At 65.4% G+C, this 21,495-nt stretch carries 21 protein-coding genes and 1 riboswitch; of the genes, 8 read left to right on the forward strand and 13 right to left on the reverse strand.

The annotated features are described in order from the left end of the window. Positions 1–81 precede the first annotated feature (81 nt). On the reverse strand, positions 82–312 hold the full coding sequence (locus AB0M74_RS25480; RefSeq protein ID WP_366528804.1) for an epoxide hydrolase N-terminal domain-containing protein: 231 nt from the start codon (positions 310–312) through the stop codon (positions 82–84). 86 nt (positions 313–398) lie between these two features. Here AB0M74_RS25480 and AB0M74_RS25485 point away from each other — a divergent pair, with 86 nt between their 5' ends. Then, the gene (locus AB0M74_RS25485; protein ID WP_366528805.1) at positions 399–1,046 is read left to right on the forward strand and encodes a TetR/AcrR family transcriptional regulator; all 648 of its coding nucleotides are present in this window, start codon (positions 399–401) and stop codon (positions 1,044–1,046) included. Positions 1,047–1,306: 260 nt separating this feature from the next. Here the strand turns inward: AB0M74_RS25485 and AB0M74_RS25490 are convergent, their stop codons facing one another. Together AB0M74_RS25490 and AB0M74_RS25495 are read right to left on the reverse strand one after the other, a co-directional pair. Then, positions 1,307–2,116 (reverse strand): thioesterase family protein, encoded by an 810-nt coding sequence (locus AB0M74_RS25490; protein ID WP_366528806.1) that lies wholly within the window; start codon positions 2,114–2,116, stop codon positions 1,307–1,309. A gap of 104 nt (positions 2,117–2,220) precedes the next feature. Next, positions 2,221–3,477, reverse strand: coding sequence for a KasA/KasB family beta-ketoacyl-ACP synthase (locus tag AB0M74_RS25495; protein WP_366528807.1), 1,257 nt, complete (start codon positions 3,475–3,477; stop codon positions 2,221–2,223). Positions 3,478–3,516: 39 nt separating this feature from the next. Between AB0M74_RS25495 and AB0M74_RS25500 the strand changes: the two genes are divergently transcribed. Continuing rightward, positions 3,517–4,074 carry a TetR/AcrR family transcriptional regulator gene (locus AB0M74_RS25500; RefSeq protein ID WP_366528808.1) on the forward strand — a complete coding sequence of 186 codons (558 nt, stop codon included), beginning with the start codon at positions 3,517–3,519 and terminating at the stop codon, positions 4,072–4,074. Positions 4,075–4,383: 309 nt separating this feature from the next. Here AB0M74_RS25500 and AB0M74_RS25505 read toward each other — a convergent pair whose 3' ends face one another. Both AB0M74_RS25505 and AB0M74_RS25510 read right to left on the reverse strand, forming a co-directional pair. After that, complete coding sequence (locus tag AB0M74_RS25505; protein ID WP_366528809.1) at positions 4,384–4,860, reverse strand: DUF1772 domain-containing protein; 477 nt, start codon at positions 4,858–4,860, stop codon at positions 4,384–4,386. 512 nt (positions 4,861–5,372) lie between these two features. Then, positions 5,373–5,948 carry a helix-turn-helix domain-containing protein gene (locus AB0M74_RS25510; protein ID WP_366528810.1) on the reverse strand — a complete coding sequence of 192 codons (576 nt, stop codon included), beginning with the start codon at positions 5,946–5,948 and terminating at the stop codon, positions 5,373–5,375. 109 nt (positions 5,949–6,057) lie between these two features. Here AB0M74_RS25510 and AB0M74_RS25515 point away from each other — a divergent pair, with 109 nt between their 5' ends. Then, the gene (locus tag AB0M74_RS25515; RefSeq protein ID WP_366528811.1) at positions 6,058–7,545 is read left to right on the forward strand and encodes an MDR family MFS transporter; all 1,488 of its coding nucleotides are present in this window, start codon (positions 6,058–6,060) and stop codon (positions 7,543–7,545) included. A gap of 28 nt (positions 7,546–7,573) precedes the next feature. Here AB0M74_RS25515 and AB0M74_RS25520 read toward each other — a convergent pair whose 3' ends face one another. Continuing rightward, positions 7,574–8,497: an NAD-dependent epimerase/dehydratase family protein gene (locus AB0M74_RS25520; protein ID WP_366528812.1), complete on the reverse strand. Its 924-nt coding sequence runs from the start codon at positions 8,495–8,497 to the stop codon at positions 7,574–7,576. Between the two features lie 99 nt (positions 8,498–8,596). Beyond that, entirely contained in the window at positions 8,597–10,225 is a 1,629-nt protein-coding gene (gene thiC, locus AB0M74_RS25525) for a phosphomethylpyrimidine synthase ThiC (protein ID WP_366528813.1), read from the reverse strand. Continuing rightward, positions 10,217–10,341: riboswitch (TPP riboswitch) on the reverse strand. (Overlaps the previous gene by 9 nt.) A 333-nt stretch (positions 10,342–10,674) precedes the next feature. On the opposite strand from thiC, the gene AB0M74_RS25530 reads away from it, so the two are divergent. Beyond that, entirely contained in the window at positions 10,675–11,529 is an 855-nt protein-coding gene (locus tag AB0M74_RS25530; protein ID WP_366528814.1) for a hypothetical protein, read from the forward strand. 136 nt (positions 11,530–11,665) lie between these two features. Then, positions 11,666–11,860, forward strand: coding sequence for a hypothetical protein (locus tag AB0M74_RS25535; protein WP_366528815.1), 195 nt, complete (start codon positions 11,666–11,668; stop codon positions 11,858–11,860). Between the two features lie 256 nt (positions 11,861–12,116). On the opposite strand, the gene AB0M74_RS25540 is transcribed toward AB0M74_RS25535, so the two are convergent. Both AB0M74_RS25540 and AB0M74_RS25545 read right to left on the reverse strand, forming a co-directional pair. Next, positions 12,117–12,599: a VOC family protein gene (locus AB0M74_RS25540; protein ID WP_366528816.1), complete on the reverse strand. Its 483-nt coding sequence runs from the start codon at positions 12,597–12,599 to the stop codon at positions 12,117–12,119. A gap of 134 nt (positions 12,600–12,733) precedes the next feature. Further along, on the reverse strand, positions 12,734–14,125 hold the full coding sequence (locus tag AB0M74_RS25545) for a lipase family protein (protein ID WP_366528817.1): 1,392 nt from the start codon (positions 14,123–14,125) through the stop codon (positions 12,734–12,736). A 97-nt stretch (positions 14,126–14,222) separates the two neighbouring features. Here AB0M74_RS25545 and AB0M74_RS25550 point away from each other — a divergent pair, with 97 nt between their 5' ends. After that, positions 14,223–14,906 (forward strand): TetR/AcrR family transcriptional regulator, encoded by a 684-nt coding sequence (locus AB0M74_RS25550; protein ID WP_366528818.1) that lies wholly within the window; start codon positions 14,223–14,225, stop codon positions 14,904–14,906. A 115-nt stretch (positions 14,907–15,021) separates the two neighbouring features. Here the strand turns inward: AB0M74_RS25550 and AB0M74_RS25555 are convergent, their stop codons facing one another. The 4 genes from AB0M74_RS25555 to AB0M74_RS25570 all read right to left on the reverse strand — a co-directional run bounded on the left by AB0M74_RS25555 (position 15,022) and on the right by AB0M74_RS25570 (position 18,569). After that, positions 15,022–15,252 (reverse strand): hypothetical protein, encoded by a 231-nt coding sequence (locus AB0M74_RS25555; protein WP_366528819.1) that lies wholly within the window; start codon positions 15,250–15,252, stop codon positions 15,022–15,024. A 94-nt stretch (positions 15,253–15,346) separates the two neighbouring features. Continuing rightward, complete coding sequence (gene fahA / locus AB0M74_RS25560) at positions 15,347–16,525, reverse strand: fumarylacetoacetase (RefSeq protein ID WP_366528820.1); 1,179 nt, start codon at positions 16,523–16,525, stop codon at positions 15,347–15,349. Beyond that, the gene (locus tag AB0M74_RS25565) at positions 16,522–17,721 is read right to left on the reverse strand and encodes a homogentisate 1,2-dioxygenase domain-containing protein (RefSeq protein ID WP_366528821.1); all 1,200 of its coding nucleotides are present in this window, start codon (positions 17,719–17,721) and stop codon (positions 16,522–16,524) included. Before AB0M74_RS25565 ends, fahA begins: the two co-directional genes overlap by 4 nt. 221 nt (positions 17,722–17,942) lie before the next feature. After that, on the reverse strand, positions 17,943–18,569 hold the full coding sequence (locus tag AB0M74_RS25570; protein ID WP_366528822.1) for a TetR/AcrR family transcriptional regulator: 627 nt from the start codon (positions 18,567–18,569) through the stop codon (positions 17,943–17,945). 129 nt (positions 18,570–18,698) lie between these two features. Between AB0M74_RS25570 and AB0M74_RS25575 the strand changes: the two genes are divergently transcribed. After that, positions 18,699–20,621, forward strand: coding sequence for an acyl-CoA dehydrogenase family protein (locus AB0M74_RS25575; protein WP_366528823.1), 1,923 nt, complete (start codon positions 18,699–18,701; stop codon positions 20,619–20,621). Between the two features lie 292 nt (positions 20,622–20,913). Then, positions 20,914–21,495, forward strand: coding sequence for a Uma2 family endonuclease (locus AB0M74_RS25580; protein WP_366528824.1), 582 nt, complete (start codon positions 20,914–20,916; stop codon positions 21,493–21,495).

Consider the following 21,495-nt stretch of genomic DNA (forward strand, 5'->3'; position numbering starts at 1 on the left):
ATCCCGCCGGGACCATGGTGGGCCGAGAGATCCTCCGAACCTGGCATGGATGCCCTGATGGAGCCAAATCCTCATCAATCGTCAGGTATCGGTGACGAACTGCGGGTAGGAGTTCAGCTTGGCCTCCAGCGCCCGCCAGTCGAAACTGTCGAGCCAGTATTCGGCGAGGGCGCGCACCCGCCCGTTCGGAACGCCATAGGAGTCGGCGACGCCGCGCAGCTCGTTGGGCCAGATGGTCCGCTGCAGCCGGTTGGCCAGGTCGTTGAGCCGGGACTGCGGGATGTCGATGGTGAAGGGGCGGATGGCGGTCATGACGATCTCCTTTTGAAACGGAATGCTTTGTTCTGTTTAGACCATAGCAGAACGGATCATTCCGTTTCAAGTGCTACGCTGAAGGCATGCCGAAAACATCCGAGACCCCAGCTCCGAAGGCTCTGCCCGGCCGCAAGGCCCAGGCCGCCCGCAACGACGGGCTGATCATGGCGGCCGCGCGGGCGGTCTTCCTCGCCGACCCCAACGCCCCGATCGCCGCCGTAGCCGAGCGCGCCGGAGTCGGGATCAGCGCGCTCTATCGCCGCTATCCGAGCAAGGAAGACCTCTTGCGCACCCTGTGCCACCAGGGCCTGCGTCGCTACAACGTGGAAGCCGATGCCGCGCTGGAGGACCCCGACGGCTGGCAGGGCTTCGTCGGATTCCTGGAGCGGGTAGTCGACGCCGACGTGCACTCGCTGACGGTGCATCTGGCGGGCACCTTCACGCCGGAGGAATCGATGTTGCCCGACGTGTTGCACGCGGGCGAGGTGGCCGAGGAGTTGGTGCGCCGCGCCCACGCCTCCGGGCGACTGCGTCCTGACGTCACCAGCCAGGATCTCGGCCTCGTCCTGGAAGCGTGCGCCGCTATCTCGATGCCCGACGCGAAGCGCACCGCCGAGCTGCGGCGTCGCGTTCTCGCGCTGCTCATCGCGGGCCTGACAGTCGAGGGCGAACTGCCGGGGCCGCCGCCGGAGGCCGGTGAATTCGCGTGGCGTTGGCAGCGGCGTCCGTGACCGACGGCTCGACCGACGCAGCCGTGCGCGAACGCTGGTCCGACTTCGACCCGAGGAAGCCCCCGAAAGCGGGTCCCGTGGCTCATGGACCACCCAGACGTGGCCTGCGGTCCCCGCCGACCAGGCCCACCGCCGCCATCGACCGATGGCTCCGAGCCAACTGAGAGCAGGCCACAACCCGCCCTCAACCCACTTCGGAACACGGCCTGGCCGAGGATCCGTGCCCACCTGAGGGTGGCGCGGGCCGAGCGCCGCACCCGTCAGGTGCCACTCGACGCTTTCCGCGAGGCGAGGAGCAGGGCCTGGGTGCTGCGGCCGAGAGGGCCTTTCTCGTCGAAGAGGGCGGATTCGGCCAGGCCGATGCCGTGTGGTTGGGGGTAAGTGGCGGCGTCGAGGCAGATCCATTCGCCAACGGGCATGCGGTGCAGGGTGACGGTGAGGTCGGTGTTGATGAACAGGTAGCGCGACCAGTCCAGCACCGAGCTCACGCCGTTACCGGAGTCGGCGGCCGCCAGGGTGCGCTCCAGCGGGCTCGGGGTGGTGCCTGCCACGATCGGATACTTCAGCCGGATCCAGCAGATCGCGGGGCCGGGTTCGGCGAATGATCCTGTGATGAAACGGTATTCGATACCGGTGTGGAAACCGACCGGCTGACTGGCCGGAAACGCCGACGGAATCGTCTGCTCGGGCCCCGGCCGGACACCGGAGGGGATGATCTGCGCGGGCAGATCCAGTTCGGGGTCGGCCAGTGCGAAGCGCCAGGCGTTGGCCGTCATGACCGGTCCGCGATCGGTCGAGAGCGTCGCCTCGATGAGCTCGACGCTGCGGCCGGGCCGTGTGATGCGCGCCGTGACAGTCAGCGGCTCGAGCGGAACCGGGCCGAGAATCTCGACTGCGACCCTGCCGACCTGGAAACCCTCCCGCGGTGCACAGCGTTCGATCGCGTAGCCGAGCAGCGCGGACGGTGGCCCGGCGTGCTGGGCGTCCGGCGACCACGGACCGCGGGTGAGCTCGGTCGAGATGAACCGATCAGGGTCCGCGGGATCGGGTAGGTAGAAGGCGTCGGCCACGTCGTTGTCCGTCCCATCGGGCCGGCGGCATTGCCGGTCGGCGAGGCAATTGTCGGTTGACGATTCCTTTTCGGACGGTACTCCGGCGGTCGTAGGTGCCGGCTCTAGGCCCGGCCGAAGGCGAGGGTGACGTTGTGGCCGCCGAAGCCGAACGAGTTGTTGAGCGCGTAGTCGATCCGTTGTCCGCGTGGCGCGCCCGCGACGATATCGAGGTCGATATCGGGGTCGCGGTGATCGAGATTCAGTGTGGGCGGCACGATCTGGTCGCGCAGGGTCAGCATGGTCAGGATGGATTCGAGCGCGCCGACCGCGCCGATCGAGTGTCCCAGTGCGGATTTCGGTGCGTAGACCGAGGCGTCGGGTACCACGGCCGCGATCGCGTTGGCCTCCGATGCGTCACCGATCGAGGTCGACGTAGCGTGTGCGTTGACATGGTGGATGTCCGAAACCTGTAGTCCCGCGGTGCTGATCGCCTTGCGCATGGCACGCGCCGCGCCGATGCCGCCGGGATCCGATGCGACGATGTGGTAGGCGTCCGAAGTGATTCCCGCGCCGAGCACCCTGCCGTGGATCTGTGCGCCCCGAGCCCGCGCATGGCGCTCGGACTCGAGCACGAGCAGGGCCCCGGCCTCGCCGAAGACGAAGCCGTCACGATCCCGGTCGAACGGCCGCGACGCGCGCTGCGGTTCATCGTTGCGCGTGCTCATCGCGCGCATCATGGCGAAGCTCGCGATGGGTACCGCGTGGATGTGGCCTTCGACGCCGCCCGCGACGACCATGTCGGCCTCGCCGGCGCGGATCAGCCGCCAGGCATGCGCGATCGCCTCCGAGCCCGATGAACATGCCGAGACCGGCGCGAAAACGCCTGCCTGGGCACCAATTTCGAGGCCGACGGTAGCGGCGGGCCCATTGGGCATCACCATCGGCACCGACATCGGCGACACCTTCCGGTAGCCGCCCTCGCGCATGGCGTCCACCGCGTTGATGAGCGCGTCGCCGCCGCCGAGGCCGGTGCCGATCGCGACGGCCAGCCGTTCACGATCCACCGCAGGCGCGCCCGCGTTGCTCCACGCACGGCGGCCGAGCACCAGCGCCATCTGCTCGACATAGGACAGCCGCCGCTGCTCGATCCGAGTCAACTGTTCGCCGGGTTGTGATTTCAGCTTGCCGCCGATCCACACCGGCAGATCGTATTCGGTGACGAAATCGTCCTCGAGCATCCCGATGCCGCTGTGGCAGGCCAGCAGCTCGGACCAGGTGGTGTCGGCGTCGTCGGCGAGCGAGGTGGTCGCGGCGTAGGCGGTGACCACGACAGAGTCGCGAGCCGTACCGAGAGTTTCTGAAGCGCTTGTTACAGTCACGAGGTCATGAATACCTGTACCACTCGCTACAGTCAACTCATGGCTCGCCCACTCGACCAAGCAAAACGCGCCGAACTCCTCGCCGACGTGGTGCAATACATCGCCGATCACGGCCTGGCGGACTTGTCGCTGCGCCCGCTCGCGGCCGAACTCGGCACCAGCTCTCGCATGCTGATCTACTACTTCGACACCAAAGAGGAGATGCTCGTCCAGGCGCTCACCACCCAGCGCCCCGACATCGCGGCACTGTTCGCGGACGTCGGCGACGCCGCCGAACTCCGGCAGCGACTGAGTGGTTTCTATACGGCGAGCCTGTCGGGCGCGGGTGCGACCAGCGTGCGCGTCCTGTTGCAGGTGCTCGGCACGGCCTGTGCCCCGCGCAGCCCGTACGCCGCCTACGCCAATGCCGCGATCGCCACCTTCGTCGCGGCCCTCACCGACGCCCTCCGTCGAATCGCATCGATCGAAGACCCGGAAGCCGTTGCCACGCTATTGATTTCCGGCCTGCGCGGCGTCATCCAAGACCGCCTGATCACCGGCGACATCGACCGCGCCGACCGTGCGGCCCACCGCTTGATCGAGCAGAATCTGCGTTGACCGTTCATCGGCAGGGTTTGCTCCAGCGGTGTGGACATTGTTGCTGTGCTTTCGGTTTCCGGCCCGGAACGTCGAAGTTGCACGTGGGAACGTCGATTGGCTCGGTGTGAAATCGCCTGTGCGACAGCACATTGCTGCCCGGACTCTAGACTCTGGCTTCTTGTTGCGGATTCGGATCGCTGACGAATCGCACCTCGTCGAGCGGAACTGGGCCGGCGGCCACCTGGGCTGGTTGCTATAGCGAACGAGTGTGAGCCGTGCACCCGATAGAGGTTGCACGGCTCACGCGTAGGTGTGGTCGAGATGCTGTCATGCAAGGGCGATGGCGGCGCACAGGGCGGCGATGGCGGCGAACTGCAGGGCGACGCGACCATTGACGACGCTGTCCCACTTCTCCTGCAGGGCACGGGCATTCGGCGGGATGATCCCGGTCTGCGCGGCGGTGGTCTGCACGGCATTGATCGGCTTGGCGACCCGCACATAGATGCCGAGCCACGACACCAGGGCCAGCACGGCGATCCCGGCTGCGATGGCGGCCGCGAAATGTCCGCCGATGGCCGCGATGAGGGTGGTCGCCACCGCGGTCACTACGCCGCTGATACCGACAATCGGCATTCGCTTGTCGGCGTAGTAGTGGCCCCATCCCGCCGTGATGGTCATGGTGCGGTCATCCAGTTCGGCGTGGACCGACCGCATGACCATAGCGGCGAGGGTGTCGGTGCCGTAGACGATCGCGTTGGCGAGGACCGCGACGATGGCGAGGAGCTGGATGACCGTGGTGAGCATGGTGACTTTCCGTTCTCTTGTTATAGCTGTGATAGAGAATCTAGCACAGCTAGATTCAGAAGCAAGTGGAAGATTCGACAAGGTCGCGCGCGTGGCTTGCTACTTGCGCGTGGGCGGCGGATGTCGGCTGTGGCTCGTTCGGCCAAACAAGGGAGCACGACTGCTGTGGAGGGGCGCCGCGACGGCTTGCCGGCCGGACGCTTCGGGTGGGCGTCCGCCTGCCGGCTGAACGGGCCGGTCGTACCGGTGACGGTAGCGATCGGCAGTTGGCTGCTACCGGAATATCGAGCGCCGCAGTCCGGCTCGCTCGACTGGTTGGTAGAGCACTGCTCGCAATCGGCGCGGCGCTATTGCTGATCTCGCTGCGGCGGCAATGCGTCCATGGCTACTCGCCCACGCAAGCGGTCTTCACACCGCCTTCGGCTGTTGCGCTGCTGGCGGCATCGTTGGCGACGCCGCCAGCATGGTATCGGCGGTGTGGTTGGTGCCGAGCGGTTTCGGGTGGCGGGTAGTTACCGAGCGCTGCCCCAGCCATGTTCGAGAAGGTCGAAGAGCTCGCGCAGGGCGCGCGGCGGGTCCTCGCGGTCGCCGGCGATTTGGGTGCTCTCCAGGGCGAAATGGGCCAGCCCGGCGGCGGCGAGGTCGTCTTCGGGTGCGCCGGTCGCCTCGGCGATCGCGGCGGCAAGCGCGGTCTCGTGCCGTAGCCACATTCGGTGCGCGTACTCGCGCAGTGCGGGTGTCGAGTTCACCAGGTCGTGGAAGGCCGCGATGTCGGGGTCGGTACCGGATCTGGTGCGGTTGAGCACCAAATAGTCGCGGATGGCGTGCAGCACCGACTGGCCCGGTGCGCGGTCGCGGACCGCGGCAACCACGGCGGTCTCCAGTTCCTCGTCCAGATCGAAGACCAGCGCCTCTTTGCTGGGAAAGTGCTTGAACAGCGTGCTGAGCGAGACGTCCGCTGCTTCGGCGACGTCGCGGACGCCGACGTTGTCGTAGCCGTGCTCCAGGAACAGTCGCGTCGCGGCGTCCGCGAGCGTCTGCCGGGTCTGGGCCTTCTTGCGCTCGCGGCGCCCTGTCGTCGCGGTCATGTCGGCGACTTTACTCCGATTAGCTATCGACTTCAAAGTCAAATCAGTTGTACTTTTGTAGTCGATATGTTTTTCTGGTCGTGTTCGAAAATCGAGGAGGTGAGCGGCCATGTCCGCAATAAAGATCGAGACGCAGACCGCGCCGCAGCGGTCGATCCGGCTGGTCCTGGCCGGAGTGATGCTCGCGATGCTGTTGGCAATGCTCGACAACGCGATCGTCGGCACCGCGATGCCGACGATCGTCGGTGAACTCGGCGGCCTGAGCCAGGTCGCCTGGGTGGTGACCGCCTATGCGCTGCTGTCGGCGATATCGACACCCGTGTGGGCGAAGCTCGGCGACCTGTTCAGCCGCAAGCGGGTGTTCCTGACGGCCATCGGGGTGTTCATCGTCGGGTCGGTGCTCGCGGGCGCAGCCTGGTCGATGCCCGCGCTGATCGGGTTCCGTGCGCTACAGGGCCTTGGTGCGGGCGGTATCGCGGTCAGCGCCCTCGCGCTCATCGGCGCGTTGGTCCCGCCGCGCGAACGCGGCAAATACCAGGGTATGACCGCGACAACCATGGCGATCGGCACCATCGGCGGACCACTGCTCGGTGGTGTGATCACCGACGGGCTCGACTGGCGATGGGCGTTCTACCTCAACATTCCACTCGGCCTGCTGGCCTTCGCCTGGTCGTACTGGCTGCTCGACCTCCCTGTCGCCCGCAAGAAGGTCACCATCGACTACGCGGGCATCCTCGCCCTCGCGACCGCTATCGCCGCCCTGGTGCTGGTCGCGACGTGGGGTGGCGTCGAGTACTCCTGGCTCTCGGTGCCGATCCTCGGACTTATCGCACTGGCCGTCGCGGCGGTGAGTGCTTTTCTCGGCATCGAACGGAAAGCTGTCGATCCGGTGATTCCCTTGGAGATCTTCCGCAGCCGCAATCTCGTCGTCTCCGCGCTGACGGCACTGGTCGGCGGTGTGGTGATGTTCGGAGCAATCCTCTATCTGCCGCTGTTCCAGCAGACGGTCCAAGGCGCTTCCGCCGCGAATTCCGGCTTGTTGTTGCTGCCGATGATGATTCCGCTGCTGATCGTTTCCCAGATCGTCGGCAAGCGGATGAGCACCACCGGTAGATACAAGATCTACTTCATCCTCGGCAGCGGATTTCTCACCGCGGGGACGGCGCTGCTGACCATCGTGGATGCCGGAACAGGACATTTGGCAACAGGTTTCGCGATGGCGTCGATCGGTGCCGGACTCGGTTTCGCGATGCAGCTGTCCACCGCGATCGCCCAGAACAGCGTGGATATGAAGCATATCGGCGCTGCTTCCGGCGCAACCACTCTGTTCCGCACCCTCGGTGGTTCTCTCGGTGTGGCCGCCTTCGGTTCGCTGTTCACCAGGGCGTTGTATGGGCATGTGCCCGCCGACGGTGATGGCTACCTCGAGGCGTTCGCTGGGGGCACCGGCGACATATTCCTGGCCGCGACCATCGTCTGCGCCTTGGGATTGGTTGTCTCGTGGTTCATCGAGGAGGTCCCGCTGCGCGGCAAAGCGCCCGAACCGGCCGTGCGGGCGGGAACTACCGCTGAGGCGGAGCCCGAGACCACATCCTGATTCGATTCGAGGCGGCCGGAGTGGAATCTCACTCCGGCCGTTCGTGTGGCGTCGATCGGCACGACCATGCTTCTCGGACAATGCTTCTGATATCGGAATTTGTTGCAGTCCAGCAGAGTTCACGCCGCGCCCGGTCACTGTCGCTGACGAGTCGTGGTGGTTGCGCGACCGCCGGACGGTGTTCGATCGGGATGTCGCGCCCCGTCACCTGCGAGACGACGTCGATCAATTGCCGCACGCTGATGCCGACTCCGCTGCCGATGTTGTAGCGCACGCACTTTCCCGGTTCCGGCATGCACGAGATTGCGGTGCTGAAAGCACTTGCGGCATCGGTGATATGCACGTAGTCGCGGATGGAGCTGCCGTCGCCGTGCACGGTCAGGGCGCTCCTACCCGCGGCTGCTGAGAGGATGCGCGGCAGGATTCGGCTGCTGTCCGGGTCCGGCCCGCCCGCGACGTTGAACAGTCGCAAGATGACTGCGGCGAGTTTTCCACGGTCGGCCTCGGCTTCGATGCTCTGCTCGGCGGCCCGCTTACTCGCGGCGTATGGATGCGGCGGGTTGTCGGGTAGGTCTTCGGCCATCGGCTGCTGCTCCGGTGCGCCGTAGATCGCGGCGGTAGACGCGAAAACCATCGCGGCGACACCCGCCGACTCCATGGCACGCAGCAATGCGGCTGTCCCTACCGCATTGACATCGAAGTAGCGCTCGGGATCGGTGTAGGACTCACGAACGCGGGTGAGCCCGGCGAGATGGCACACCACATCGATGTCTTGCACCGCCGCACGCAGCGAGCGCGGGTCCAGGAGATCGGCGCACCGAACCGGCACGCCGTCGGGCACCCGTGAACGATCGTTGTGGATAAGTCCGACAACGTCATATCCGCTTTCGCGCAATACGTCCGCGACGGCAGCGCCGAGGTAGCCGTTCGCTCCTGTCACCAGAACCCGCACGGCTGACCTCCCTCGGCCGGTGACTGGCGGCCCTCGGTCACAGGTCCCGCTGTGGCCTGCCGGGTCCGCAGTCGGACCCGGCAGACGAGGCGGAGGCGGCTAGGAGACGACCGGCAAGTAGACCTTGCCGCCCGCATCGGCGAACTCTGCGGACTTCTCCGCCATGCCCGCCTCCAATGCCGCGGCTTCGTCGAGCCCCTGACGCGCCGCGTACTCCCTGACATCTGCCGAGATCCGCATGGAGCAGAACTTCGGCCCACACATCGAGCAGAAGTGCGCGGTCTTGGCAGGTTCGGCGGGCAGGGTTTCGTCGTGGTACTCGCGGGCGGTATCGGGGTCCAGCGAGAGGGCGAACTGGTCGCGCCAGCGGAATTCGAAACGGGCCTTGGACAATTCGTTGTCCCGGTCCTGGGCGTGCGGGTGGCCCTTGGCGAGATCGGCGGCGTGGGCGGCGATCTTGTAGGTGATCACGCCGACCTTGACGTCGTCACGGTTGGGCAGACCGAGGTGCTCCTTGGGGGTCACGTAGCAGAGCATCGCGGTGCCCGCCTGCGCGATGATCGCGGCGCCGATGGCCGAGGTGATGTGGTCATAGGCAGGCGCGATATCGGTGGCGAGCGGGCCGAGGGTGTAGAACGGCGCCTCCTCGCACAGCTCCTCTTCGAGCTTCACGTTCTCCACGATCTTGTGCATCGGCACATGGCCCGGGCCCTCGATCATCACCTGCACGCCATAGGATTTCGCGATCTTCGTCAGTTCGCCGAGGGTGCGCAGCTCGGCGAACTGGGCCTCGTCATTCGCGTCGGCGATGGAGCCGGGCCGCAGACCGTCGCCGAGGGAGAAGGTGACGTCGTAGCGCGCCAGGATCTCGCAGAGCTCGGCAAAGTTGGTGTACAGGAATGATTCCTGGTGGTGAGCCAGACACCAGGCGGCCATGATGGAACCGCCACGCGAGACAATGCCGGTGACTCGCTTGGCGGTCAGCGGCACATAACGCAGCAGCACGCCCGCGTGCACGGTCATGTAGTCGACGCCCTGCTCGCACTGCTCGATCACGGTGTCGCGGTAGATCTCCCAGGTGAGCGCGGTCGGGTCGCCGTTCACCTTTTCCAGCGCCTGGTAGATCGGGACGGTACCGACCGGGACCGGGGAATTGCGTAGGATCCACTCGCGGGTCTCGTGGATGTTCTTGCCTGTGGACAGATCCATGATGGTGTCGGCGCCCCAGCGGGTGGCCCACACCATCTTCTCGACTTCCTCCGCGATGGAAGAGGACACGGCCGAGTTGCCGATATTCGCGTTGATCTTCACCAGGAACTTCTTGCCGATGATCGTCGGCTCCAGTTCCGGGTGCTGGTGGTTGGCCGGGATTACCGCGCGGCCCGCGGCCACCTCGTCGCGCACCAGTTCGGGCGCCACGCCCTCGCGGGCCGCGATGAATCGCATTTCCGGGGTGACGATGCCCTGGCGCGCCCACGCGAGCTGGGTGGGCGGACCGGCGACGTCCGGCTTGGTCCAGCCGTCGCGCAACTTCGGTAGACCGGCCTCGACGTCGATGGTGGCCGCGTCATCGGTATACGGGCCCGAGGTGTCGTAGACGTCGAAATGTTCGCCGTTGGTCAGGTTGATGCGACGCACCGGAATGCGCAGGTCGTCGACCTCGTGGTAATGCTTGACGCTGCCCTCGATCGGACCTGTTGTCACGGTCTCGACAGGTGTTGTCGTCATAGAATTCCTCCCTACGCCGGCATTATCCGGTCAGGTTCATACGGTCGACAGCCCTGACGCCCGAATGGGCTAGCTGTCCTCTCAGCCCGCTGGTGCGAGCCCCCGTTGGCGATGTGAATTTTTCCCCGGCCGACCATACACCCCGATGTCCGGCGTGCTGATCGGACGAACCTCCAAACATCCCGTCGTCGACGCTGGACGACTCGCGAATTCCCGGGCGGCCGCAGCCGACACCCGTGGATCTCCGCACCGATGGCGGGCCGGAGTGAGCGTGCGCCCGGCACGCCGCGACGCCTTCCCGGAGGCGGGAAGGCTTGTCGCGGAGATTATTTAGCCTGAGTCCGTGGCGGTAATGAAAGGTCGGGCCGGTGCTATCGAGGCTTGATAGCCACCAAGTCGGGTGAGCGGGAGACGCGTGTGGTCTGCAAGGGTATCTCGGGGTTGCGGCGGTGAGTGGAGGCGGCCCTGCCCGTGAATTCAAGGGAATCGTCGAGCGCCTGACGGGCGGCCTCCTGCGTGGCACGAAGTCACTGCATGATAAATCGGACGGCCTGACAAGCGAAGCGGCGGACACACGCAAAGCGCTCGCGGTCCAGAACATTCACATTGCCGATGAACTGCGAGCCGACCGCGACGCTCCTTCGATGTATGCGACACGGCTGGAGCAGGATGCGCCGACCAGTCGAACATATCTGACGAGTATTTACGGTGACCGGTTCCATACGAATGATTCGGAACCGGCCCGGAAATATGCCGACTCATTGACCCTGGTTCCGGAGCAAATGCACCTTCTCGTGGCGGCGCATATGAACGGCAGAAAATCGGGTGGGATATGGCTCGGAGACACCGCTGTTACGGAATTCGGGCACCCAACGATCAAGTTCAAAGGCACGCCCGAAGGATGGCATGAAGGTCAAACATGGAGTGATGTCCCGGCTGTGTACAGCCACATGGATAGGGCTCTCTTGGTAGGCAAAACCGATCAACGATTCAAGGAAGAAGCCGCGCTGCACGAATTTGGTCATGCCGTCGATCATGCACTCGGCAGCCCGAGTCATAAGAGGGGATTCAGCAGAATTTACGCCCAGGTCATGCCGATCATCGATGCATTGGATCCGGACGGAGCCAGATATTTTGGTCCGAGCAACCCTGGCGGCAAAGACGAACTATTCGCCTCGGGGTTGGCCTGGTTCTACCACAACCCGGATGCTGCGGAATTTTCCAACTCATCCGACGTCGCCAGGCATTTGAAGAATTATTTCCGGGATATGCATGCGCACGCCGGGATTTCGCTCCCGCCGTAGCAGCCAGAGGTAGCTCGAGTTGCCCGCTGAGATGCGGGCGCGGCCAGGAAGCCGAGGTGCCGACTGCGCAGTGCCGTCGGCCAGGTGATCATCGGTCGTACCCCCGGGCCATCGTGGCACAGGTAGATTCGCCAGCGTGAAATTCACCCTGGAAGTGGACCTGGATGCCCTGCCCGACGGCCTGCCGGCACCTGCCGACCTGGCCGAGGAGCTGGGCCGCATCCTGCGCTACTGGGGCGGAAACTTGAGGCATTACCAAATGGTCGAAGGCGAATCCTCTGACATCTACAACTCCGCCTACCGCCTCGTCGGGGCCTGGCGCATCGACTGATCACCCGAGATCAACGGCATCGCGCGGGCAGCCGCGCGACCAGGTCCCGTTGATCTCGTTCGCCTGCCGCGGGTGGGCGGCTGCCTCGCCTTCGCTCGGCCCGGCGCGGTAGCGGCTGCCTCGCCTTCGCTCGGCCCGGCGCGGTAGCGGCTGCCTGGCCTTCGCTCGGCCCGGCGCGGTAGCGGCTGCCTGGCCTTCGCTCGGCCCGGCGCGGTAGCGGCTGCCTCGCTGTCGGCGGACTGCGTTCGACAATCCCTCAGGTAGCTGGGGTGTTGTAGGCGTCGCGCATTGCTTGGAGATCTATCTTTTTCATGCCGAGCATGGCGGCTACCGCGCGGTTGACTGCGGCGGGGTCGGAGCCGGTCAGGAGTTGGTCGGCTTCCGAAGGCCAGATCTGCCATGGGACGCCGTATTTGTCGTTGAGCCAACCGCATTCGATTTCGTGGCCGCCGTCGGCGAGCAGTGCGGTCCAGAGGCGGTCGACCTCTGCTTGGCTGTCGCAATTGACCAGCAGCGACATGGCGTGGGTGTAGTGGTAGTCGCCGCCGCCGTTGATGGCGGTGAATTTCTGGCCGTTGAGCTCGAAGTCGACGAGCATCGTCGTGCCCGCCTCGCGCGGACCCGCCTCGGTGTAGGGCACGACATTGGTGATCTTCGAGTCCTCGAACAGTGAACAGTAGAACTCGGCTGCCTGCTCGGCCTCGGTGTCGTACCAGAGGTTGGTGACGATTTTCTGCATGGCGATCCTCCCGAGTGAAGTTGCGTGCATCAATGCAGACGGTACGGGGGACAGGAACTCATCGTGGACAGACGACAAAGCTCGCCCCCGACCGGTCCGGTATCCGGTCGAAGGTGAGCGTCAGGAAGAGTCGATCAGCGCTCGCGCGGGCCGATAGGGTACCCGAGGGCGCCGAAGGTGGCATTGAGATTGATCTCGATCTGGGACAGCAGCGCATTGGTGTCGGCCAGCATGGACACGACGTTGTCGGTTCGGCAGCCGACCTGCTCGGGGGCATTCGGCGCGAGCCGCGACTTCAGCCAGTTGAAGGTCTGTCCCATGCCCAGCGTCGGCAGTGTCAGATGCTCGCTGAGATGATCGCGCGTGTAGATGACCGACGCGCCCCCCGCACAGTACTGCCGTGCCAGCCGGTCATTGGTCCACCACGGCACCGCCTCGTCGAAGACGCCCTGGTAGAGGAAGATCGGCGCGGTGGGGATATTGCGGCCCAGCACCGTGGCGTCGAAGACCTCCTTGATTTCCGGAACCGCGAGGAAATCCGCGATCGGAATTGTCAGTAGCCGCTGGTAGTCGATGAACATCATGGTCAGTGCGTTACGTGGCAGGCACTGACGCTCGGTCCGGTCCATCAGCGCCCGGCCTTCGGGGGTCAGGTACCGGTCGGCGGCTTCCTTGAAGCTCGGGTACGCCTTGCGCAGCGAGGAGATGCCGATGCCGATGAGGCTGGCGAACATCGACCCGTTGACGTGCAGCAGCGAGACCACATCGGAGGTCGGCGCACCGAGCGCGACACCTTTGACGTTCAGCTCCGGCGCGTAGCCCGGCTGCATTTCGGCCGCCCACCCGCTGCCCATACCGCCGCCCGAGTAACCCCACATGGCTACCGGCGTGTCCGTGCCGTCCAGGCCGAGCGGCTCGAATCGTTCCGCGGCGCGAATCCCGTCGAGGGTCATATATCCGGGTTCTTCGGCCACGGCGAGATGGCCGTCGAGGCCCTCGTAGTCCGGGATCGAGATCGCCCAACCCTGGCTGATCAGCGCCGCCAGCGCGATCAGCTCGCTCTGCGAATGGATGCCCTCGGCGCCCGCGCGTCCGCCGCCCTGTCGCAGCACGAACGACGGTGCGCAGTCGGGACTCGCGCTGTCGTAGTAGAACTGCAGCGAGACCAGCGGTCGGGCCCGGTTCGGATCGGCGCCCGCGGGCAGTACCACCGTCGTGACGGCCGCGGTGGGCTTCCCGAACAGGTCGGTGGTGCGATACAGCAGCTGCCACGAGCGCACATTCAGCGGGAGCAGGGTCAGCACAGACAGCTGCACCTCCCGCGACCGCAAGAGGGTGCCCGGTTCCTGCGATTCGAATCCCTCGGTCGGTTGATAGAACGAATCATGGTGCGGCAGTGGCGGCGCCGCAGCTGCCGGGGTGGCGGTGAGGCCGCCGGCCAGTAGTGCGCTTGTCAGCACGACGGCCAAGGTCACTGCCATCGCCACAACGCGTGCCGCGGTCCGATCTCCATTGATCACTGACACGTCAGTCCTTCCCCTCATCGACGTGCAAGTGATTACAACATGAACTCTAATTACCAACAAGACCTCTTGTTGAAATTGCTCCGGCTATGGTCGAGAGATGACCCGCAGCACCTCTGCCGCGCGGCCCGAACCGGAATCGGTGCGGCGTCGGATCCGCGGCCTCGATGCCGAACAACGCAGCACGCAGCGACGCAATCAGTTGCTCGACGCCGCCACCGAACTGTTTGCTGTGCAGAGCTTTTCGGGGACATCGATCGAACAGATCTGCCAGCACGCCTATGTCGGAACAAAGGGCTTCTACGATCATTTCGACAGCAAGGAAGCCTGCTACGTCGCACTGCTGGTGAAGCTCACCGAGCAGATCCAGCAACGGGTCATCGCGGGCGCCGCCGCGGCCGCCGGACTGGACTGGCCGCAGCGCGGCGCCGCTGTCATCGCCGCGTTCGTGCATGCGATCGCCGATGATCCGCGGCTGGCGCGGGTGACCTTCGGCGAGTCCGGCGGCATATCGACGGTCGTCGAGAAGCAGCGGCGGATCAATCGGCGCTGGGCCGCGGCCTTCCTCGACGACCAATGGTCGACGAAGGCCGCCGTGGACGCCGCCGACGAACATCGTCGACTCGCGCTGGCGCTTGCCACCATCGGCGGCATGTTCGAGTTGGTCACGGACTGGCTGCATCATCACGACGATGGCGGTGTACCGGACGCAGTAGAGAGTTTGGCCGGTGACCTGACGGCATTCCTCGCCGTTGTCGACGCGGGCCGGACGGCCGTCGGCTAGGTCGGACTGCACGGCGGCCGTGGATATTTCGTGAGCGGATCAGCTCAGGACCCAGCCGGCGCCCACCTCGTCCGCGAGCGGGGATGGGCGCCGGTCGGCATGATGGCGAATTCGCCTACTTGGTCCCGCCGTTCGCCGAACCGGTGGACAGCGCGCTGAGCAAGCCGATGATCACGCCAACCACCGGCGAACTGCACGTCGGGGGCTGGCTGGAGGTGCATCCGCCGGATCCGGAATCCGCAACCGCGGTAGGCGCACTCGCGGCGGAGGCCGAGGCTGCGGAGACCAGTTGGCCGGGAACGAGCAAAGCTGCGGCGACGACGACTCCGGCAATAGAACGCTTCATCAAGTCCTTCTCTTCTATGTACCCCGGCGGATGCCTCCTCCGGTCCACACGCTACCGACCGGAATTGCCGCGCCGTAGCCCTCGATTCCAGGGGCTAACGCTGCGCGGCAGGCAGGATGCGGCCCCGGACCTCGCCGAGTCCGAGGCGAGTGCCCGCTGGTCCAGGGGCGGTCGCGGTGATGACCACCTCGTCGCCGTCTTCCAGGAAGGTGCGCAGTTGCCCGTTGATCGACACCGGTTCGGCACCGCCCCAGGACAATTCGATGAACGAGCCGCGCTGTTGCTGTGCTGGTCCGGAAATGGTCCCCGACGCGTAGAGGTCGCCCGTGCGGGTGGCGGCGCCGTTCGCCGTGAGGTGGGCCAGCATCTGCGCCGGAGACCAGTACATGCGGCTGTAGGGCGGGTAGGAGACCGGCGTGCCGTTCCAGGTGACCGTGAGATCGATATCGAGGCCCCACTTCTCGGTCTCCCGGAGGTAGGGCAGTGGCTCGGGGGTTTGTTCGGGCAGTGGGATGCGGGCGGACTCCAGCGCCGCCAGTGGAGTCACCCAGGGTGAGAGCGAGGTGGCGAACGATTTACCGAGGAACGGGCCCAGCGGCTGATACTCCCAGGCCTGGATATCGCGGGCGGACCAATCGTTGACGAGGGCAACGCCGAAGACGTGGTCGGCGAACTCGGTGGTCTCGATCGATGCGCCGAGTTCGGAGCCGACGCCGACCACGAAGCCGAGCTCGGCTTCGATATCCAGCCGCCTTGTCGGGCCGAAATCTGCTGTGCCCGAATCGGTTCGACGCTGACCGCGGGGGCGGGCGATGCCGGTTCCAGACGCGACGACGGTGCCGGATCTGCCGTGGTATCCGACCGGTAGGTGCCGCCAATTGGGCAGCAGCGGTTCGGAATCCGGACGGAACAGTCGACCGAGGTTGCTGGCGTGATCGATGCTGGCGTAGAAGTCGACGTAGTCGCCGATCTGTACCGGCAGCGCCAAGGTGACATCGGCCAGCAGATATACCGCCTCGGCGCGGATTTCGCCATCGACCAACGTGCGGAGCTGGTCGCGCGCCTCGCGCCAGCGCCGCGGGCCCTGCGCCATGAACGCATTGAGACTCGGCTGTGCGAAGACCGGATCATCGAGTGCCACGGCGAGATCGATGACCGAATCGGCCAGTCGAGCGCCGACGCGATAATCGCCCTCGGCGGGCGCGAACACACAATAGGGCAGGTTGTCGGGTCCGTAGAGCGAGCGAGGGCGGACCTCGATGCGCTTGTTCACTGCTGTGGACCTCGATTCGACCACGTCCAGGCGTATCCGGGATCCTCACACGCCAGCGCCCCCTCGCCGAGTTCCAGTGGCCGGAAGGTGTCGACCATGACGGCCAATTCGTCGAAGAAGTCGAGGCCGATACTGCGCTCATAGGCTCCGGGCTGCGGTCCGTGCGCGTAACCGCCGGGATGCACCGACACCGAGCCCTGGCCGATGCCGGAACCCTTTCGTGCCTCGTAGTTTCCGCCGCAGTAGAACATGATCTCGTCGGAGTCGACATTCGAGTGGTAGTACGGCACCGGGATCGACAGCGGGTGGTAGTCGACCTTGCGCGGCACGAAATTGCACACCACGAAGTTGATGCCCTCGAACGCCTGATGGGCGGGTGGCGGCTGGTGCACGCGTCCGGTGATCGGCTCGAAGTCGGCGATGTTGAAGGTGAGCGGGTAGAGGCAGCCGTCCCAGCCGACCACGTCGAACGGGTGCGTCGCGTAGATCATCCTGGTGCCGACGACGCGGCCGCCCGGCCGGTGCTTCACCAAGACCTCGATCTCGGTACCCGTCGCGGTCAACGGCTCCGTCGGTCCGTGTAGATCGCGCTCGCAGTACGGCGAATGTTCCAGCAGCTGGCCGAATTTCGACAAGTAGCGCTTGGGTGGCGTGATGTGACCGGACGCCTCGATCACGTACGCGCGCAGCGGATCGGGCCCGCTGGGCAGCCAGCGGTGCGTTGTCGCCCTCGGAATGAGCACCTGATCGCCCTGTCGCGCGGCGATCGCGCCGAAGACCGTCTCCAGCACTGCGGCACCGGATTCCACGTACACCAATTCGTCACCGATGGCATTGCGGTACAGCGGCGAGCCGCCCTTGGCGACCACGTAGGAGATGCGGACATCGGCGTTCCCGAGCAGCAGCCGCCGGCCGGTGACGGGATCGGTCTCGGCGGGCGAATCACCGGGGAAGAGGGTGTGCAGACGTAAGTGTCGATGGCGCAGTGGATGATTCGGTGTCGTGGACTGGTCGGGCAGTTCCCAGACCGTGGAGTCGACGATCGCAGGCGGCAGGCCGCGGTGATAGAGCAATGACGAGTCGCCGGAGAAGCCCTCCTCACCCATCAGCTCCTCGTAATAGAGTCGCCCGCTCTCGTCCCGGTGCTGGGTGTGCCGCTTCGGCGGCACCGATCCCACCTGCCGATAGAACGCCATGACCGCACCTCCGGCCGCTGGTCCGATATTTACCACCCATGGTAGTGAGCGGTGTTGCCCAACGGTGGCAAAATTGGCCCGATTGGTGCGCATTCTGTCGGGACATCACCGTGTAGCCGAGCATTTAGCCTAGCGATGCCGCTTACCTGCTGAACAATTGTTGAGCCGCGCAGTGGCCGGCGGCGGCAGGGGTGTGCGGCGGGAGCGGGCCGCGATGCGCCTCAGGCGTTGCGCAGCGCGCGATACACCGCGGCGCCGACGAAGGTGCCGAGGCTCTGCGGATCCCAGCCGCCCTCGCCCGTGAGCAAGGTGCGTACCGCGCCCTCGCCCGCCGACACCCACAGCTCCACCAGGGCAGCCAGCTTCCGGTCGGCGTCCTCGGTGCCCCAGGCGCGCAGCGTGGGGCGCAGCAGGGTGGTGCAGCGCTCGACCGCGAGCTTGCGGCCACGTCCGAACGAATCCGCAACGGCGGGATCCGGATTGCCGTACAGCAGCCGCCACGCATCGGGGCGATCGGCCGCCTGCTCGAGCAGTGCGCGGAAGCCTTCGATGAACACGGTCTCGCCCGCATCGACATCGCGCGCCGGCAGTACCTCGAGCAGTCCGTCGACGAGATAACTCTCCTCCCGTTGGATGAGGGCCTCGATCAGTTCGACGCGATCGGCGAAGCATGCGTAGACCACGGGCCTCGTCACATTCATGCGCTCGGCGATGGCGGCCATGGTGACCGCCGCGATGCCGTTGTCCACGGCGATCGCCAGCGCGGTGTCCAGCACTTGAGGGCGGCGCCGCTCGGGGCCCAAATGCTGTGCCCGCTGCCGTCGCTGAACGGCCGACTCGCTACCCATGAAGAGCAACGATATCAGTGCGATTGCCACGGTTATCCCTGGTCTTGCGCGTAAAATCAGGTTCCTACGTTGACGAACAATAATGCTACAGTCGCGAATGAAATCGCCGACCACGCCGAGGAGTCATCGATGACCACAACCCTGTTCAATCCGAAGACCAGCGAGTTCGCCGAGTTCGACGCGCAGACCCGCAGGCTGTTGCGCGCCACGGTCGATTGGTTCGAATCCCGCGGCAAGGCAGCGCTCAAGAGCGATGATCGGGATCGGATCTGGTACGCCGACTTCCTCGATTTCGTCAAGCGCGAGCGAGTGTTCGCCACCTTCCTCACGCCCGCCGCCGAGGCGAACGGTGATCCGAACAAGCGCTGGGACACCGCACGGATCGCGATGCTGAGCAAGATCCTCGGCTTCTATGGCATGTCCTACTGGTACGTCTGGCAGGTCACCATCCTCGGGCTCGGCCCGATCTGGCAGAGCGACAACACAGCGGCCAAGCGGAAGGCCGCCGCACTGCTGGATTCCGGCGAGATTTTCGCCTTCGGTCTGTCGGAGAAGGAGCACGGCGCCGACGTCTACTCCACCGACACGGTGTTGGAGCCTCACCCCGGCGGCGGATACACCGCCACCGGCAGCAAGCACTACATCGGCAATGGCAACCTGGCTGCCATGGTGTCGGTGTTCGGCCGCCGCGCGGACAAACCGATCATCGACAGCGCCAAGGCGCTCGACAGCAAGCCGACGCAGGAAGATTACGAGGGGTATCTGTTCTTCGTTGCCGACAGCAAGCACAAGAACTACAAGCTGCGCCGCAATGTCGTCGACAGTCAGATGTATGTCGCCGCCTTCGATCTGGAGCAGTATCCGGTCGCCGAGGAGGACATCCTGCACCGCGGTGAGGACGCGTTCCATGCCGCGATGAACACCGTGAACGTCGGCAAGTTCAACCTCGGCTTCGGCGCGGTAGGCGCGTGCGAACATGCCTACTACGAGGCGATTACGCATGCGGAGGACCGAATACTGTTCGGTCACCGGGTAACCGAGTTCCCGCAGGTGCGGTCGTTGCTGACCGACTCCTACGCGCGACTGATCGGCATGAAGCTCTACAGCGAGCGGGCCATCGATTACCTGCGCTGCGCCGCGCCGGAGGACCGCCGCTACCTGTTGTTCAACGCGATCGAGAAGATGACCGTCACCCGCCAGGGTCAGCGGATCGTCGAGGACCTCGCGGATGTGATCGCCGCCCGTGGTTTCGAGAACGACATGTACTTCCCGATGGCGATGCTCGGCCTCTTCGGGCTACCACGTCTCGAGGGCACGGTGCATGTGAACATGGCGTTGTCGCTGAAGTTCATGGCCAACTACATGTTCCATCCCATCGATGCCGGGCTGGCCGCGCTGCGCTTGCTGCCCGGCGCGGGGGTGGTGCCCAAGAGTACGGTGCGCGCGGTCTCCACGGCGTTGAGCTGGTCGAGCAGGCAGCTCGCGCCGCGTGCTGCAGCGGCGGTGCCGAAGCTGCGCACGGAGCTCGCAGGCGCGAGCTACCCGACGGTGCCGACGCGGCGCGACGCGGCCGACGACGAGTTCCTGTTCCGGCAGGGGCCGAGCAGCGGCCTCGGCCGTATCCGATTCCGTGATTGGCGTCCGGTCTTCGAAAAGTTCACGCACATACCGAATGTCGCGGTCTTCTTCGACCAGGCCCTCGCCTTCCAGACCCTGCTCGCCGCCGCCGCGCCGACCGCCGCACAACAGCGCGACGTCGACTTCCTCTTCGCGCTCGGCGAACTGTTCACCGCGGTGCCCTACGCGCAGCTGATCCTGGAGCAAGCCGAGATCGAGGGCACCGGTGCGGATGTGCTGGACCAGATCTTCGACGGTTTCGTGCGCGAATTCTCCAGAAACGCACTGACGCTGCACACCAAGCCCGCCGCGACCAAGGCCCAGCAGACGCGCGCGCTCGACCTCATCCGTCGTCCCGTCGCCGATCGGGCGCGGTTCGAGCAGGTACTCGGCCAGGCTCGGGCGCACGCCGGGGTTTATGTCATGAACCGGTAGTTCACCGCCGTCGGGACGTGCGCCTTTGTGGTCCAGGATCGGGTTCCCCAGTATGTGGCGCTGGGTGATTCATGGGCGGCGGATGCGACGCTGAACCGGTGCGGCCGATTCAGGGCGCCCCAAGGTAATGCATCATTGCTATGATTTGGCCGCGCCGTTCAGTAGGCGGCGTCGGCAGGCTGAGGCTCGCCGGATCGCCGTTCGGAGCCCGACTCGCCGCTCCGGCGGCGATATCCTGACGCTGTCCTGCGCTGATCGGCCTTTGATCGATTGCGCCCCGTATCGTTAGGACATGACCGCCGTGCACGAGTCATTCATGACGACCGAGGAGTTCGAAGAACTCGCCCGGGCTGCCGATCGTATTGCAGAGGGTGTGCGACTCGAGTTCATCGACGGACAACTGGGGGCCAAGGCAATGCCGGATGGGGATCACGGCCGGATCATGCAGTGGTTGATCCGAACATTCATGATGTTCCGTCCCGAACTGTTTCTGACCCCGGAGCAAGGACTGCGGGTCGACCGCTACCGGAAAGGCCGCGCTCGGCCGGACGGTGCACTCGCTGCAGCCGATGCCTTTGTCGGGCAAGGGGAGTGGGCCGATCCGGGCCCGGTTCTGCTTGTTGTCGAAGTGACATCCGATGACCAGGGCACCGACCGGCGCGATCGGCAGGAAAAGCCGCTGGCTTACGCGGACACCGGCATACCTGTGTATCTACTGATCGATCGAGATTCGTGTGAGGTGACCGTCCATAGTGAGCCGCGCGGCAGCCGGTACGAACGGATTCTTACCGTGCCTTTCGGGGCCACCGTCAGGTTGCCCGAACCGGTGGATGTGGAGCTGAACACCGAACCATTGAAGGACTGGGTGCGCTGA

The organism is Nocardia sp. NPDC051463, assembly GCF_040681975.1.
Taxonomy (GTDB): Bacteria; Actinomycetota; Actinomycetes; order Mycobacteriales; family Mycobacteriaceae; genus Nocardia.

Bases quoted from the DNA above. Each gene is read 5' to 3' on its own strand.
- AB0M74_RS25540 (WP_366528816.1), bottom strand. From the start codon at position 12,599: ATGCAGAAAATCGTCACCAACCTCTGGTACGACACCGAGGCCGAGCAG.
- thiC (WP_366528813.1), bottom strand. From the start codon at position 10,225: ATGACGACAACACCTGTCGAGACCGTGACAACAGGTCCGATCGAGGGC.
- AB0M74_RS25565 (WP_366528821.1), bottom strand. From the start codon at position 17,721: ATGGCGTTCTATCGGCAGGTGGGATCGGTGCCGCCGAAGCGGCACACC.
- AB0M74_RS25485 (WP_366528805.1), top strand. From the start codon at position 399: ATGCCGAAAACATCCGAGACCCCAGCTCCGAAGGCTCTGCCCGGCCGC.
- AB0M74_RS25575 (WP_366528823.1), top strand. From the start codon at position 18,699: ATGACCACAACCCTGTTCAATCCGAAGACCAGCGAGTTCGCCGAGTTC.
- AB0M74_RS25570 (WP_366528822.1), bottom strand. From the start codon at position 18,569: ATGGGTAGCGAGTCGGCCGTTCAGCGACGGCAGCGGGCACAGCATTTG.
- AB0M74_RS25550 (WP_366528818.1), top strand. From the start codon at position 14,223: ATGACCCGCAGCACCTCTGCCGCGCGGCCCGAACCGGAATCGGTGCGG.
- AB0M74_RS25580 (WP_366528824.1), top strand. From the start codon at position 20,914: ATGACCGCCGTGCACGAGTCATTCATGACGACCGAGGAGTTCGAAGAA.
- AB0M74_RS25480 (WP_366528804.1), bottom strand. From the start codon at position 312: ATGACCGCCATCCGCCCCTTCACCATCGACATCCCGCAGTCCCGGCTC.
- AB0M74_RS25515 (WP_366528811.1), top strand. From the start codon at position 6,058: ATGTCCGCAATAAAGATCGAGACGCAGACCGCGCCGCAGCGGTCGATC.
- AB0M74_RS25505 (WP_366528809.1), bottom strand. From the start codon at position 4,860: ATGCTCACCACGGTCATCCAGCTCCTCGCCATCGTCGCGGTCCTCGCC.
- AB0M74_RS25510 (WP_366528810.1), bottom strand. From the start codon at position 5,948: ATGACCGCGACGACAGGGCGCCGCGAGCGCAAGAAGGCCCAGACCCGG.
- AB0M74_RS25500 (WP_366528808.1), top strand. From the start codon at position 3,517: ATGGCTCGCCCACTCGACCAAGCAAAACGCGCCGAACTCCTCGCCGAC.
- AB0M74_RS25555 (WP_366528819.1), bottom strand. From the start codon at position 15,252: ATGAAGCGTTCTATTGCCGGAGTCGTCGTCGCCGCAGCTTTGCTCGTT.